Below are 14,711 nucleotides of genomic sequence, written 5' to 3' on the forward strand. Positions count from 1 at the left end.
ATGCAGTTCCGCTACAAGTACTACGGCAGCACCACCGTCGACGACACCGCGACGTCGCAGGCCTTCAGCTTCGCGCCGGACACGCTGCGGCCGCCGGTCGCCTTCGACGGCCTGCTGCGGCGTGACTCGCACGCGCATCTGGCCTTCCGCGAGGCGCTCTCGGCCTTGCACTCGGTCGTCGTCAGCGACCTGCGCTACCGCGGCCGCGACAAGTCCGCCTACCGCGCCTGGCTGGCCGAGAACGAGCAATCGATGCTCGCGCGCTTCATGGCGCAGGCCGTCGACCTGAAGCAGCGCGCGGACGGGATCACCGAGGAACTGCGCTCGCTGCGCCAGCGCAAGATCACGCTGCTGGCGCCTTTCTACACGGCGCAGGCGGCCTACTTCAAATGGCTGTTCTGGAACAACCGCGACGCCTGGTACGTGCTGGACCCGGTGATCACGGTGCATCCGGAGCGGGTGCTGTTCGAGGCCTTCAGCCAGGACGAGTCGACCTACTGCGCCGTCAGCGTGAGGCACGACGTCTTCGACCGCGTCGGCGGAACAGGCGACGGCATGGTCTGCGGCACGACCAACATCGATTACTCGGCCAGCCTGTACGACGAGTTCCAGAAGATCCGCGACTACAAGGCCACGCGGCTGCAGATCGACCCGGCCGGCTTCACCGTCGCCACCGGCGACGATCCCGCCTTCCGCGAGGAAAAGATCGACCTGCCCGACAGCTGGGTGCGCGGCTTCCTGCAGGTGTCCAGCGCGATGACGCTGCCGGCGACCGTGGTCGAGCTGCATCCGATGGACCTGCACAACCTCTGCGCCGTGCTGCGCCAGCACAAGGAACGCGCCGGTCCGCGCTCGCTGCGCTTCGAGCTGGCGCCCGAAGGGCCGGCGCGCATGGTGCTGGAGCCATGGAACATCGAACTCACCGCGCGCCGCAGCGCGATCGTCGGCGCGCCGCTGACCGAGCCGCGCTCGATCCGCGTCTGGGGCCGACGTCGCCTGCTGACGCTGGAGCGGCTGATCGCGCTCGCGACCCGCGTGCGCGTCCACCTGCTGGGCAGCGGCATGCCCAGCTTCTGGGTCGTGGACATCGGCGACATCACCGTCACGCTAGGTCTTTCCGGCTGGACCGCCAACGACTGGTCCGATGCCGGCCGCTTCGACCTGCTGCAGCCGCGGCACGAGGTGAGCGACGCGACCAAGCTCTCCGTCGCCGGCGCGCTGCAGGCTGACTGGATCGCCTCGTCCGCCGAGTTGTCCACGCGGACCGGCCTGCCGAAGGCGGACGTCGACGCGGCGCTCAGCCTGTGGGTGCAGGCCGGCCGCGCGGTCTTCGATCTGCCGACGAACCGCTACGCCTGGCGCGAACTCGCGCGCGAGCCGCTGCCGATGGAAACGCTGCGTTTCGCCAGTCCCGAGGAGGCGAGCGCGCTCAGGCTGATCCACGACAAGCGCGCCAAGCTGCGCGACATCGCACCGCAGGGCACGCGCCTCGTCGTCGACGGCGAGGTCAAGCTCAAGGAGCAGGTCCTCACGCCGCGCCTGATCCTCAACGCCGACCAGCAGCTCGTCGATGGCAGTTGCCAGTGCAACTTCTTCCGCCAGAACCGGCTGCGCCGCGGTCCCTGCGCCCACATGCTGGCCCTGCGCCAGCTGGCGCAGCCGCGGCTGGCCGAGCTGCCGCCCACGACGTCGACGTCGACGTCGACATCGACGGCCGCAACACCTGGCACCCGCACGGAGGCCGCATGACGACCGCCGCGGTTAAACTGTTTTTGAGTGCAGCGCGCAGGCTCTTGCAACCCGGGCGGTGTTTCGCCGTCCTTGCCACCTGCCGTTCCATGCGTCACGGGCGCCGTCTTCACTGTGCCGCGCAGCCTACCCGTCGCAGATTCCGATGGGGCTTCCCTGAAGCGAATCGTGCGACGGGTAGGCGCGCGGCGTCGAGTGGACAGCGCCCGTCCCTCAAGCCTTCCAGGCTCTTCGACGAGAAGCGCGCTGCACTCCTTCTCATCCCGGATTCCGGTGCCGGGTCCGCGCTGCGGTCCGGATCCGCGACCCACGCCCCATCCCCTGCCCCGCTGACGCCATCCGCCTCGGCGCTCCTCGATGGAGGCGCCGCATGAGCGACCGTGTCCTGACCCGCGCCGAGATCATCGAGCGCATCCGCGCGTCGTCCAAGGACGCCGTCGTGCTCGAAGAGATGCAGCGCCTGGGCTTCTGGCCCGCCGGCGACGGGAAGCCCGGCATCGAAGCCGCGTTGATCGAGCGCGAGATCGAACTCACGCGCGCGCTCGACGAAGTGCAAGCGACGCTGCGCACCCACAGCGATCCCGAGGCCGCCATGAAGGCCATGCGCGAGCAGCGCATGGCGGAGTCGCGCGCACGCCGCGAGGCCACCGCGCAAGCCCGTGAGCAGCGCCGCCATGAACGCGCGCTGCGCTGGCACGCGGCGCGCAAGACGGATGCCGGCTACCTCGGCGCCGGCGTGTCGGGCGGCCTGCAGGCACCGGCGGTCAATGCGACCGGCGCAGCCCGCGCGTCGGCACGACCGCTGCTCGACGGCCTGCCCGCGCTCGCGACGCCGCTGGACCTCGCCGGCGCAATGGGCCTGACGCTGCCCGAGCTCAAGTTCCTGTGCTTCCACCGCGAGGTCGCCCGCACCACGCACTACCGCCGCTTCCTGCTGCCGAAGAAGACCGGCGGCCAGCGCACCATCTCCGCGCCGATGCCGCGGCTCAAGCGCGCGCAGTACTGGGTGCTGGACCAGCTGCTCGCGAAGGTGCCCTGCCATGCGGCCGCGCACGGTTTCCTGCCGGGGCGCGGCATCGTCTCCAACGCCGCGCCGCACACCGGCCGCGCGGTGGTGATCAACCTCGACATCCAGGACTTCTTCCCGACCATCACCTTCCCGCGCATCAAGGGCGTGTTCCGCGGCCTGGGCTACGACGAGCGCGTCGCGACGATGCTCGCGCTGCTCTGCAGCGAGAACCCCTGCGACGAGTTGGAGGTCGACGGCGAACGCTTCTTCGTCGGCGGCAAGGGCCGCGATCGCGTGCTGCCGCAAGGCGCGCCGACCAGCCCGATGCTGACCAACGTGCTGTGCCGCAAGATGGACCGGCGGCTGCAGGGGCTGGCGGACAAACTGGGCTTCACCTACACGCGCTACGCGGACGACCTGACCTTCTCCGCCTCCGGCGAGGGCGCGGCCAAGGTCGGCACGCTGCTGCGGCAGGCGCGGCATGTGCTCCTCGACGAAGGCTTCACGCCGCATCCGGACAAGCAGCGTGTGATGCGTGCTGGCTCACGCCAGGAGGTCACGGGCGTCATCGTCAACGAGAAGCCGTCGGTGTCCCGCGAGGAACGCCGCAAGCTGCGAGCGGCCTTGCACAAGGCGACGCGCGACGGCCTCGAGGCGGCGACCTGGCACGGCCACCCGGCGACGCGTGAGGTGCTGGTCGGCTACGGACGGTTCGTCGCGATGGTCGACCGGCAGCAAGGCGCGCCGCTGCTGAAGCAGGCGCTGGCGCTGCCGGGCGGCTCCGCGAAAAAGCGCTCGGCCTTCGGCGAGCTGTTCCGCAAGAAGGCCGCGGCCGGCGAAGCCCCGGCGCTCGCACGCGGCGCCTGGTGGCAGCCGGCGGACCGGCCCGAGCCGGTGCTGCAGCAGACCGCCGCCCAGATGAAGGCGGCGCGTCAGGAACGCATCAACGCGGCCCGCACCGAACGACGCGGCGAGGCGCCGGCCCGGGCGTCCCGCCAGGATCAGCGCCGCCAGCAGCAGGCCGATCGAGAGGCCGATCGCGAGGCCCAGCACGCCGCGCGGCGCGCGGCGGCGACCTCATCCACACGGGAGCCGCCCTCGCAGAGCACCAGCCCGGTCAACTGGGGCCTGTACGCCCGCCAGGCCGGCATCGTCACGATGGCCGCGTTGCTGATCGCGTCCTGGCTGGTGTTCTTCGGCGGCCTGGCCCACCTCGCGCTGCGCTTCAAGTCGCGCAGCACCGGCTGGGGCGAGTTCTGGATCGGCCTGATCCTGCTGATCGCCGTGGCGGTGAAGTTCTTCCCTCACAGCACCGCGTAGCGGCCGGGCTTGTGGTTGACGGCGATGAAGAGATTCATCACGACGGCCGCGAGCACCGAATACGCCACCCGCTCCGCATCGACGACGGTGAGCGCGAGCAACACGATCGCGCAATCCATCGCCATCTGCACCTTGCCGGCGCGCCAGCCCTTGGCCTTCTGCAGGTAGAGCGACACGATGGTCGCGCCGCCGAGGCTGGCGCGGTGCCGCGCCAGGAAGAGGCAGCCGGAGCCCAGCAGCGCCCCGCCAAGGATCGCGGCATAGGCCGGATGGATGCGGTCGATGGCGAAGAGCTTGGGCGAGAACTCGGTCAGCACCGACAGCAGCGCGATCGAGAGGAAAGTCTTGATCGTGAATTCGCGGCCCATGCGCGTCCACGCGAACCAGTAGAACGGCAGGTTGATCAGGAAGAACAGCTTGCCCAGGCTGACGCCGGTGGCGTAGTGCAGCACGAAGGCCGCGCCCGCCGTGCCGCCGGTCAGCAGCCCGACCTGCGCGAACAGGATCAGCGCCAGCGAGACGAACAGCGTCCCGGTGAAGATCGCCTGCGCGTCCTCGAAGGCCGTGTGGGAGCGGATCGCCAGGTCGGCGAGCGGCTCGGCGACGATCGGGGCAGGCGGCGGTGGGGGGTCGTCAGGTGTGGCGCTCATCCCGGGCACGAAGCAGAAAGCGTGCCCAGGAGTGTCGCAGCACGGGAGCCCGGCGTCAGCGCGAATCCTCATGCACTTCGCGCCGCCGCACGCCGCGACGCTCAGCGGCCCTGCGCCTTCAGCCGCGCGTCCAGCCGCGAGAACACGCGCCGCGCGTTGCCTTCATAGACCAGGTGGCGTTCCTCGTCGTTGAGGTGTGCCGTGGCGGCGATGTAGCGCTTGGTGTCGTCGAAGTAGTGCCCGGTCTCGGGATCGATGCCACGCACGGCGCCGATCATCTCGGACGCGAACAGCACGTTCTTCACCGGGATCACGGTCGTGAGCAGGTCGATGCCGGGCTGGTGATAGACGCAGGTGTCGAAGAAGATGTTGTTGAGCAGATGCTCGTCGAGCAGCGGCTTCTTGAGCTCCTGCGCCAGCCCGCGGAAACGGCCCCAGTGGTACGGCACCGCGCCGCCGCCGTGCGGGATCAGGAACTTCAGCGTCGGGAAGTCCTTGAACAGGTCGCCGGTCAGGCACTGCATGAAGGCGGTGGTGTCCGCGTTCAGGTAGTGCGCGCCGGTGGTGTGGAAGCACGCGTTGCAGCTGGTGCTGACGTGGATCATCGCGGGGATGTCCAGCTCGACCATCTTCTCGTAGAGGGGGTACCAGTGGCGGTCGGTCAGCGGCGGGCTGGTCCAATGGCCGCCGGACGGGTCGGGGTTGAGGTTGATGCCGACGAAGCCGTAGTCGTTGACGCACTTCTCGAGCTCCGGGATGCAGCTCGCCGGGTCGACGCCCGGGCTCTGCGGGAGCATGGCCGCGCCGACGAAGTGTTCCGGGAACAGCGCCGCCACGCGGGCGCAGAGCTCGTTGCAGATCGCGGCCCAGGTGGACGAGGTCTGGAAGTCGCCGATGTGATGCGCCATGAAGCTGGCGCGCGGGCTGAAGATGGTCAGGTCGGAGCCGCGCTCCTTCATCTTCTTCAACTGGTTGGTCTCGATCGACTCGCGCAGCTCGTCGTCGGAGATCTTCAGGTCGCTGGCCTTCGGGGCCCGCGTCGGGTCCTTCAGGCCGGCGATCTGCAGGTCGCGCCAGGCGCCGAGCGCGGCGGGAGCGGTGGTGTAGTGACCGTGGACGTCGATGATCATGGGGCTCTCGGGTTTGCTGGGAACGACCGTGGCAGGGCGCTGCCCTGCCAGGTCGACTGCGGTGCATTGTGGAGAGCCGCGCCTCGACGTCCAAGTTATGGCTTGGACTAGCTGCTATTCAGATCCGGCATGGCGGGTAGGGCCGTACTGCCACGACCGCAGCCCTCACCCCTGCCCTCTCCCGCAAGCGGGAGAGGGAGAAAGAGGGGCCACCGCTGCGAGTGGAGCCGGTCGGACTCCTTCTCCCGCAAGCGGGAGAGGGGGAAAGAGGCGCCGTCACTGCGAGTGGAGCCGGTCGGACTCCCTCTCTCGCAAGCGGGAGAGGGGGAAAGAGGCGCCGTCATTGCGAGTGGAGCCGGTCGGACTCCCTCTCTCGCAAGCGGGAGAGGGGGAAAGAGGCGCCGTCACTGCGAGTGGAGCCGGTCGGACTCCCTCTCCCGCAAGCGGGAGAGGGGGAAAGAGGCGCCGTCACTGCGAGTGGAGCCGGTCGGACTCCCTCTCTCGCTTGCGGGAGAGGGTGGGGGTGAGGGCCAGCGGCGGCGGCAGCGCTGAAGCGTCAAGCGCGACCGTGCGTGATGACATACGCCGCACGGTGAAGATGCGCCATGAAGTGCCTGACCGCCGGCTTCACAGCCGCGTCGTTGCGCGCCATCGCGCCCAGCGTCAGCCGCAGCGGCGCTTCCTTCACCGGCACCACCTGCAGGAACTGCGCGGCGAACGGGTGCGCCGCGATCTGCCGCGGCAGCAGGCCGACGCAATTGCCGCTGGCGATCACGGACAGCAGCCCCAGCGTTGAATTGACGACCGCGCCGGCCGGCGGCGGCGGCAGCCCGTTCGTCTCGAACAGCGTGCGCGCCAGCCCCGTCGCCTCGGTCGCGCCGGTGTAGACCCAGCGCGCCTCGGCCAGGTCCGCGAGCTGCTTCGACCGTGCCAGCGCATTCCCCTTGCGCACCACGACCACCATGTCGATCGGCATCAGCGACTCGACGATGCACTCGCCCCTTGGCAGCTGATCGGGCAACGGTCCGAGCGCGATATCGACCTCGCCCTTGCGCACGCGCGTCAATTGCGCGATGTAGAGCTCCTCGACGATGCGCAACTGGATGTCGGGGAACTCCGCGCCGAAGGTGCGCAGCGCCTCCGGCACCAGCAGCATCACCGCCAGCGGCACCGCGCCTATCGTCAGCGACCCCGTCATGCGACCGCCCAGCTGCTGGATCTGCTCGCGGGCGTGGGAGAGCTCACGGTCGGCGGCCAGGGCGCGCTCGTACAGGACCATGCCCTGCGCCGTGGCCAGCACGCCGGTCGTCGACCGCAGCAGCAGCGTCGTCTCCAGCTCGCGCTCGAGCTCCCGGACCATCTTCGTCAACGCCGGCTGAGACACCCCGACGCGACGCGCCGCCGCGCGCAGGCTGCCTTCCTCCACCGCGGCGACCAGCGCCCGCAAGTTCGTGAGCTTCATGCGCCGGAATGATAACGACTGGTTATCGCGCCACGCTCCACGGCATCTGCCAGATGCCGGCCTCGATTCCTAGACTGCGCCCCGAATCGACTTGATCCGGATCGAGTCGACCGACGAGAACATCGATGAAGCCGCGACAAAGCGGCCATGCGCGCGCTGAGACAGGGAACCGAAGACCTTCCCCACAGCAACGACAGGAGACAAGCATGACACAACCTAGGGTTATCACCAGGACGCTCGGGCTTCTGCTCGCCGCGGTCCTTGGCGGGCTGAGCGGCTGCAACGGCGACGACGGATCGCCCGCCGACACGACCACGCCGCCGGCGTCGGTCGAGCTCGGCATCGTCAAGCCCACCGCCACCTGCGCCAGCCTCGCCGCGACCAACCTGGTCGACATCGGCGGCGTCGGCAGCACCATCACCGCCGCGACGGAAGGCACCGTCGCGATCAACGGCAAGGACACGAAGTTCTGCACGGTCGAGGGCACGCTCGCACCCGCCGTGGGCTTCCGCGTGCGGCTGCCGCTGGAGACCTGGACGCAGCGCACGCTCGACCTCGGTTGCGGCGGTCTGTGCGGCTCGACCAGCGCGGCGGTCGACCCCGGCCAAGCCTATGGCTGTCCGCTGGTGCAGGCGGGCGGCTTCGTGCTCGCCTCGACCAACATGGGCCATACCAACGCCGAGGCCACCTGGTCGCAGGATGCGCAGCGCCGCGTGGACTTCGCCTACCGCGCGGTCCACATCACCAACCTCGCCGCGAAGAAGCTGACCCTGGCCTTCTACGGCCAGGCGCAGAAGTACGCCTACTTCGTCGGCTGCTCCGACGGCGGACGTGAAGGGCTGATGGCCGCGCAGCGCTATCCGACGGACTACAACGGCATCGTCGTCGGCGCGCCGGCCTTCCTGTTCCAGACACAGAACTCGCTGCTGCACGGCTGGGGCTCGCGGGCCAACCGCGACAACGGCCTGACCACCGGCAACATCGTGATGTACCCGGCCAAGGCCGCCGTGCTGCACCAGGCGGTCGTCGCCGCCTGCGATGCGCAGGACGGCCAGACCGACGGTCTGCTGAGCGATCCGCGGCTGTGCAGCTACGACCCCGCCGCGATCCAGTGCCCGGACGGCGCCACCGACACCAGTGCCTGCCTGACCGCGACCGAGGTGGCCTCGGCGCGCAAGTTCTACGCCGGCCCGCGCGACGCCTCGACCCACCGGCGCGTGCTGGTGGGAACCTCGCAGTACGGCTCCGAGCTGAACTGGTCCGGCGTCTTCGTGCCGTCCAACGACACGCCGACGACCCGCCTGGGCAGCGACAACTTCGTCAACGGCGCCCGTTCGGTGATCTTCACCGACGCGACGCCGCCGACGATCGACGAACTCGACTTCAGCGAAGCGTTCTACGCGAAGCTGCGCCCGCGCCATCCGCTCAACGACGCGACCAACCCGGACCTGAGCGCCTTCAAGGCCGCGGGCGGCCGGCTGATCCTCTGGCACGGCTGGGCGGACCAGCACATCTCGCCGCTCGGCACGATCGCGTACTACGAGGCCATGCAGAAGGTGCTCGGCCAGTCGACGATGGACAGCTTCCTGCGCATGTACCTGGTGCCGGGCGTTGCGCACTGCGGCAGCGGCGAGGGCCACGACAAGATGGACCTGGTCACCGCCGCCGTGAACTGGGTCGAGAAGGGCACCACGCCGGACGGCATCACGACGAGCCGCACCGACGCCGGCGGCGCGGTGACCGCGTCGCGTCCGGTGTACCCGTATCCGTCGCTGGCCAAGCTCAACAGCGGCGCCGACGCGAGCCAGGCGGGGAACTACACGAAGGGCCCCGCGCTCTACACCTCGTCGGTCCCGGACTGGGCCGGCATCGAGTTCTTCAATCCCTACGCGGCCGCGCCCCTCTGACCGTCCGGTCACGCACCGCTCCAACGCCCTCACCCCCATGGCCCGGATCATCGGCGGCATCGCCGCCTCGCACACACCGACGATCGGTTTCGCGTTCGATCGCGACAAGCGCTCGGACCCCGCCTGGGCGCCGATCTTCGACGCCTTCGCGCCAGTCCAGGACTGGCTCGCGGCGAACAGGCCCGACGTGCTGTTGATGGTCTACAACGACCACGTCACCTCGTTCTTCTTCGACCACTACTCGGCGTTCTCGCTGGGGGTCGGCGAGCGCTGGGCCGTGGCCGACGAGGGCGGCGGCGCGCGCGACCTGCCACCGGTGGACGGCCATCCGGCGCTGGCCGCGCACATCGGCCAGTCGCTGATGGCGGACGAGTTCGACATGTCCTTCTTCCAGGACAAGGCGCTCGACCACGGCTGCTTCTCGCCGCTGTCGGTGATGTGCCCGCACGAGCCCGCGTGGCCGGTGGCGCTGGTGCCGCTGCAGATGGGCGTGCTGCAGTTCCCGATCCCGAGCGCGCGGCGTTGCTACCGGCTCGGCCAGGCGCTGCGCCGCGCGATCGAGAGTTACCCCGAGGACCTCCGCATCGCGATCGTCGCGACCGGCGGCCTGTCGCATCAGGTGCACGGCGAGCGCGCCGGCTTCAACAACCCGGCGTGGGACGCGCGCTTCCTCGACCTGCTCGAACAGGATCCGGAAGCGCTCGCCGACATGACGCACGCCGAGTACGCGACCCTGGGCGGCTTCGAAGGCTCGGAAGTGATCATGTGGCTGGTGATGCGCGGCGCGCTCGCCGCGCAGGTGCGTTGCCTGCACCGCGCGTACACGCTGCCGTCGATGACCGGCATCGCGACGGCGATCTTCGAGCCGGTGCACCAGGGGCCACTTGGGGAGCAGGCACTGCCGGACGCGACGCTCGACCGCCACCGCGCGCACATGGCCCGCCAGCTCGACGGCGTCGCCGCCCTGCCCGGCACCTATCCATTCACGCTGGAACGCAGCGTCACGGCCTACCGGCTCAACCGCTTCCTGCATGCGCTGGTCGATCCCGCCGTCCGGCGCGATTTCCTCGCCGATGAGGAAGCAATGTTCGAACGCGCCGCGCTCAGCGACGAAGAACGCGAGCTCGTGCGCCGCCGCGACTGGCTCGGGCTGATCCGCTACGGCGTCATCTTCTTCCTGCTCGAGAAGCTGGGCGCCGTGATCGGCGTTTCCAACCTGCACATCTACGCCGCGATGCGCGGCGAGACGCTGGACGCATTCCAGGCGACCCGCAACGCACGGGTCCTTTATTCGGTGGCGTCCCCCTCGGCCGCCTCCGATCCGCTCGCTTCCCCTTCCCCCAACCCAAGAGACGAGGAGACATCGTGAAGACAACAAGAAGACTTTCCGCGGCGACCCTGACGACCACCGTCGCGCTCTGCGGCCTGGCGCACGCGCCGGCCCAGGCGCAGACGCAGACGCAGACGCCGAGCTCGACCAACGTGCAGATCTACGGGCTGCTCGATGTGCCGGTCGAATACCTGAACAAGGTCGGCGCCACCGGCGCGAGCCTGACCCGCATGCCGGGCCTGAGCGGCGGCTACGCGCCGTCGCGGTTGGGGTTCCGCGGCACGGAGGATCTGGGCGACGGGCTCAAGGCGGTGTTCACGCTGGAGATGGGCATCGGGGCCGACAGCGGCACGCTCAACCAGGGTGGCCGCGCGTGGGGTCGTCAGGCCTACGTCGGGCTGCAGGGCGGCTGGGGCACGATCAGCCTTGGACGGCAGTACTCGATGCTGTTCTGGTCGCAGACCGACGCGGACATCCTCGGCCCGGCGATGTTCGGTTCGGGCTCGCTGGACAGCTACCTGCCGAATGCGCGCGTGGACAACGCGATCGCCTACCGAGGCCAGTTCAGCGGCTTCACCGTGGGCGCCACCTGGAGCCCCGGGCGCGACGCGGTCAACGCGGGACCGAGCCCGTCGGGCACCAACTGCGCCGGCGAGAACGCGGCCGACAAGAACGCCTGCCGGCAATGGTCGGCGATGGTCAAGTACGACACGCCGGTGTGGGGCCTCGCGGCGGCGGTCGACGAGATCCGCGGCGGCGCCGGCGCGTTCGCGGGCCTGACCAGCAGCGCGATGAAGGACCGCCGCAGCACCGTGGCGGGCTGGTTCAAGACCGGCGACTGGAAGCTCGCGGCGGGGCTGATCGCCCGCCGCAACGACGCCAGCGCCACGACGCCCAAGAGCAACCTCTGGTACGCCGGTGCCACGTGGTCGCTCAACCCGAGCTGGGGACTCGACGCCCAGGTGTTCAAGCTGGACTACAAGAACAGCGCCAACGAGGCGACCTTGTGGGCCGTGCGCGGCACCTACTTCCTGTCCAAGCGCACGTCGGTCTACGCGACGGCGGGCCGCATCGACAACGACGGCACGCTCGCGCTGGGCGTCAGCAACGCGGCCGCGGCGGCGGGCAGCACGCCGGTGGCGGGCGGCTCGCAGACGGGGCTGGGCATGGGCATCCGCCACGCGTTCTGACGGCGACGGGAGACCTCTGGTGAATACGATTTCGACCGTGGACGTTCGCGCGTTCATCGACGGGCGCGGGATGTCCTCGCGTCAATGGCTGACATTGGCCCTGTGCTTCCTGGTGGTGGCCGCGGACGGCATGGACGTGGCGATCATGGGCTTCCTGGCGCCTTCGATCCTGCAGGAATGGGGTCTCTCGAAGGCCGCCTTCGGCATGGTCATGAGCGCCGCGCCCATCGGCCTGGTCTTCGGCGCGCTCTTCGCCGGGCCGGCCTCGGACCGGGTGGGCCGCAAGAAGGTGCTGGTGGTCTCGGTGCTGGTCTTCGCGATCTTCACCTTGCTGGCATCCCGCGCGCAGGGGTTGACGGAGCTGGTCGTGCTGCGCTTCCTGACCGGCATCGGCCTGGGCGCAGCGATGCCCAACACGACGACGCTACTGTCGGAGTACGTGCCGGCGCGCTCCCGCTCGCTGATGGTGACGCTGATGTTCACCGGCTTCAACCTGGGTTCGGCGCTGGTGGGTTTCGTGGCGGCCGGGATGATCCCGCACTGGGGATGGCGCTCGGTGCTGGCGGTGGGCGGCGCGCTGCCGCTCGTGCTGGTGCCCTTGCTGATGGCGTGGCTGCCGGAGTCGTGCCGCTTCATGGCGGTGCGCGGCGTCCCGGGCGCGCGCATCGCCGCGACGCTTGGCCGCGTCTGCGGCGAGCGCTTCGCGGCGCACACGCAGTTCGTCTCGAAGGAGCCGGAGGTGGCGGCCCGCACGCCGGTTCGGCTGCTCTTCTCGGCCGGCTACGGACGCCAGACGCTGGCGTTGTGGACGACGTACTTCATGGGCCTGCTCGTGATCTACCTGCTGACGGGTTGGTTGCCAACGCTGTTCAAGGAACAGGGACTGAGCATCTCGCAGGCGGCGATGGTGACGGCGATGTTCCAGATCGGCGGCACGGCGGGCGGCGTCGTGGTCGGCTGGCTGATGGACCGCATGGGGCCGACGCGGGTGATCAGCGTCGCCTACGCGGGCGGCGCGTTGAGCGTGCTGCTGCTGGCGGCGATGGGCGCGGGCGTGAACGGGTTGGGCCTGCTGTCCGCGCTGGTGGGCTTCTGCATGAGCGGCGGGCAGACAGGGCTCAACGCCTACGCGCCCTCGTGTTATCCGACGATGGCGCGCGCGACGGGCGTGAGCTGGATGCTCGGCGTGGGCCGCTTCGGCAGCATCCTGGGATCGATGATCGGCGGCGTGCTGCTGGGCCTGGGCTGGAGCTTCGCGGGGATCCTCGCGCTGCTGGCGGTGCCGGCGGTGCTGGCCGCGGTGGCGGTCAGGGGCAGCGTGAGGCGCGCCTTCACGCCTTGAACGTCACCCACGGCCGCAGCTTCGCCACACCTTCGATCAGCCCGGCGCTCGTCTGCGCATCGATGACGGGCCCGATCGGCTTGTAGGCCTCGGGCGCCTCCTCGATGCGGCGTTCCTCGCGCAGCGTCACGCATTGCCAGTCCGCATCACTGCGGTCGACCGCCCGCAGGCGCCGCGTTTCCTGGCGACGCATCCGTCGACCCGCGCCGTGGCTGCAGGACCAGAGCCAATCGGGGTGACCGAGTCCGCGAGCGACGTATGAGCCGTCGCCCATGGAGCCCGGGATCAGCGCGAGCTGCCTCTCTTGGGCCGGTGTCGAGCCCTTGCGATGGATGTTGAGGCCGTGCTCGCTGAGCACGACGTTGTGCGGCACGTCCACGACCAGCTTCGAGCTGTCCGCGCCGAACAGGTCCGCCAGTTCCCGCCTCACCATCTCCGCCAGCACGACGCGGTTGGCCCACGCGTAGCGGGCGGCAACGCCCATGGCTTCGAGGTACTCGCCGGCCAGCGGACCTTCGAGGGCGTACAGCTTGCTCTCCGGATGACGCACGCCGGCGGGCCATGCACCGCGGGCGCGGTCCATCCAGCGGGCGCCGACATGGAAGCCCATGTCGCGCGAACCGCTGTGGATCATGACGACGACGTCCCCGGCGCGCAGCCCGTGCTCATAGGCGGCGTGCCGATCAAGGATGCGATCGACGACCTGCAGTTCCACGAAATGGTTGCCGCCGCCCGGCGTGCCGAGACACGGATCGCGGAAGCGATCGCGGCCGTCGACGAACGCATGCGGCGCGTGGCGGGAGTGCCCGCCGAGCCGGTCGAGACCGACGCAGCGATCCACCTCCGCCGCGAGCCGGTCGCGGTCGACGCCGGCCCACAAGCCCTCCGGCGCGAGCCGGTCAAGGAAGGCCAGCGGCCCGTCGTCGAACAGCGCCTTGAAGGCCCGGGTCGGCGTCGGGACGTTGCGCGCGTTCTCGAGCAGCACGGCCTTCAGCCGCGCGATCAGCGCTGACTGACGAGGCGCCGCCTGCGCCAGCGAGAGACCGGTCGTCACCAGCCGCATACCGCAGTTGATGTCGGTGCCGATGGCGGCCGGGATGACGACGTCCGTCGGCGTCGCGACCACCGCGCCGACCGGGGCGATCGAGCCCGGATGGAAGTCGGGCGTCGCGCATGCGGCGCAGACGGCGGCATCGCCGCCGGGCGTCTTCACCGAAGCGAAGGCGAGCAATTGCTTGACGGCCTTCTCCTCCAGCGGCAACGAGGCCGGCAACAGGATGGTGGCTTGCGCGCTGTCGTTGCGGACGGTGTAGACGCCGTCCTCGACGCGCAGGTCGATGTGCGAGCGCGCAAACGCGCGCTGGAGTCGAAGGGAGTGGGACATGATGCTGTGCGCTCCGGGGCCGGAAGGCGCCCGAGACCTGGTTCGACCAGGCGAAAAGGGACAACCGCCGGCGCGAAGCCGCGGCTGAGGACCTTTTCTGCAGCAGCAGTCAGAAAGGAGGGCGCGAGTCTAGCCGCCGATGCCGGGGTCCGCAAGACCCGGCACAAGCGCATGCGTTAAAGTCCCGCGCCCATTGCCCGCAGCGTGCGGCTCGGCGCGGAGCGGGTTCAAGCGGGGT

10 protein-coding genes are annotated in these 14,711 nt (G+C 69.9%); 6 read left to right on the plus strand and 4 right to left on the minus strand.

Translation table 11 applies throughout. The annotated features are described in order from the left end of the window. Both AC07O8_RS15855 and AC07O8_RS15860 read left to right on the plus strand, forming a co-directional pair. Positions 1 to 1,749 (plus strand): SWIM zinc finger family protein, encoded by a 1,749-nt coding sequence (locus tag AC07O8_RS15855; RefSeq protein ID WP_495048942.1) that lies wholly within the window; start codon positions 1 to 3, stop codon positions 1,747 to 1,749. A 370-nt stretch (positions 1,750 to 2,119) separates the two neighbouring features. Continuing rightward, positions 2,120 to 4,078, plus strand: a complete 1,959-nt coding sequence (locus tag AC07O8_RS15860) for a reverse transcriptase family protein (protein ID WP_495048943.1) — start codon at positions 2,120 to 2,122, stop codon at positions 4,076 to 4,078. Here AC07O8_RS15860 and AC07O8_RS15865 read toward each other — a convergent pair. The 3 genes from AC07O8_RS15865 to AC07O8_RS15875 all read right to left on the minus strand — a co-directional run bounded on the left by AC07O8_RS15865 (position 4,063) and on the right by AC07O8_RS15875 (position 7,320). Next, the gene (locus AC07O8_RS15865; protein WP_495048944.1) at positions 4,063 to 4,728 is read right to left on the minus strand and encodes a YitT family protein; all 666 of its coding nucleotides are present in this window, start codon (positions 4,726 to 4,728) and stop codon (positions 4,063 to 4,065) included. The two genes, AC07O8_RS15860 and AC07O8_RS15865, sit on opposite strands and share 16 nt — an antisense overlap. Before the next feature lie 101 nt (positions 4,729 to 4,829). Further along, a complete protein-coding gene (locus AC07O8_RS15870; protein ID WP_495048945.1) occupies positions 4,830 to 5,858 on the minus strand; it encodes an amidohydrolase family protein in 1,029 nt (342 codons plus the stop codon). 556 nt (positions 5,859 to 6,414) lie between these two features. Further along, positions 6,415 to 7,320, minus strand: a complete 906-nt coding sequence (locus AC07O8_RS15875) for a LysR family transcriptional regulator (RefSeq protein WP_495048946.1) — start codon at positions 7,318 to 7,320, stop codon at positions 6,415 to 6,417. 206 nt (positions 7,321 to 7,526) lie between these two features. Between AC07O8_RS15875 and AC07O8_RS15880 the strand changes: the two genes are divergently transcribed. The 4 genes from AC07O8_RS15880 (at position 7,527) to AC07O8_RS15895 (ending at position 13,089) form a co-directional block, all read left to right on the plus strand. Beyond that, positions 7,527 to 9,227: a tannase/feruloyl esterase family alpha/beta hydrolase gene (locus AC07O8_RS15880; RefSeq protein ID WP_495048947.1), complete on the plus strand. Its 1,701-nt coding sequence runs from the start codon at positions 7,527 to 7,529 to the stop codon at positions 9,225 to 9,227. A 37-nt stretch (positions 9,228 to 9,264) separates the two neighbouring features. Next, positions 9,265 to 10,596, plus strand: a complete 1,332-nt coding sequence (locus tag AC07O8_RS15885; RefSeq protein WP_495048948.1) for a gallate dioxygenase — start codon at positions 9,265 to 9,267, stop codon at positions 10,594 to 10,596. Positions 10,597 to 10,625: 29 nt separating this feature from the next. After that, positions 10,626 to 11,747: a porin gene (locus tag AC07O8_RS15890; RefSeq protein WP_495049105.1), complete on the plus strand. Its 1,122-nt coding sequence runs from the start codon at positions 10,626 to 10,628 to the stop codon at positions 11,745 to 11,747. A gap of 70 nt (positions 11,748 to 11,817) precedes the next feature. Further along, the gene (locus AC07O8_RS15895; protein WP_495049106.1) at positions 11,818 to 13,089 is read left to right on the plus strand and encodes an MFS transporter; all 1,272 of its coding nucleotides are present in this window, start codon (positions 11,818 to 11,820) and stop codon (positions 13,087 to 13,089) included. On the opposite strand, the gene AC07O8_RS15900 is transcribed toward AC07O8_RS15895, so the two are convergent. After that, positions 13,079 to 14,473: an RtcB family protein gene (locus AC07O8_RS15900; RefSeq protein ID WP_495048949.1), complete on the minus strand. Its 1,395-nt coding sequence runs from the start codon at positions 14,471 to 14,473 to the stop codon at positions 13,079 to 13,081. The two genes, AC07O8_RS15895 and AC07O8_RS15900, sit on opposite strands and share 11 nt — an antisense overlap. Positions 14,474 to 14,711 lie beyond the last annotated feature (238 nt).

This window comes from Roseateles sp. GW821-FHT09G09 (assembly GCF_059415965.1).

Coding starts and splice junctions, on each gene's coding strand:
- AC07O8_RS15860 (WP_495048943.1), top strand. CDS start 2,120: ATGAGCGACCGTGTCCTGACCCGCGCCGAGATCATCGAGCGCATCCGC.
- AC07O8_RS15885 (WP_495048948.1), top strand. CDS start 9,265: ATGGCCCGGATCATCGGCGGCATCGCCGCCTCGCACACACCGACGATC.
- AC07O8_RS15870 (WP_495048945.1), bottom strand. CDS start 5,858: ATGATCATCGACGTCCACGGTCACTACACCACCGCTCCCGCCGCGCTC.
- AC07O8_RS15865 (WP_495048944.1), bottom strand. CDS start 4,728: ATGAGCGCCACACCTGACGACCCCCCACCGCCGCCTGCCCCGATCGTC.
- AC07O8_RS15895 (WP_495049106.1), top strand. CDS start 11,818: ATGTCCTCGCGTCAATGGCTGACATTGGCCCTGTGCTTCCTGGTGGTG.
- AC07O8_RS15900 (WP_495048949.1), bottom strand. CDS start 14,473: ATGTCCCACTCCCTTCGACTCCAGCGCGCGTTTGCGCGCTCGCACATC.
- AC07O8_RS15855 (WP_495048942.1), top strand. CDS start 1: ATGCAGTTCCGCTACAAGTACTACGGCAGCACCACCGTCGACGACACC.
- AC07O8_RS15880 (WP_495048947.1), top strand. CDS start 7,527: ATGACACAACCTAGGGTTATCACCAGGACGCTCGGGCTTCTGCTCGCC.
- AC07O8_RS15875 (WP_495048946.1), bottom strand. CDS start 7,320: ATGAAGCTCACGAACTTGCGGGCGCTGGTCGCCGCGGTGGAGGAAGGC.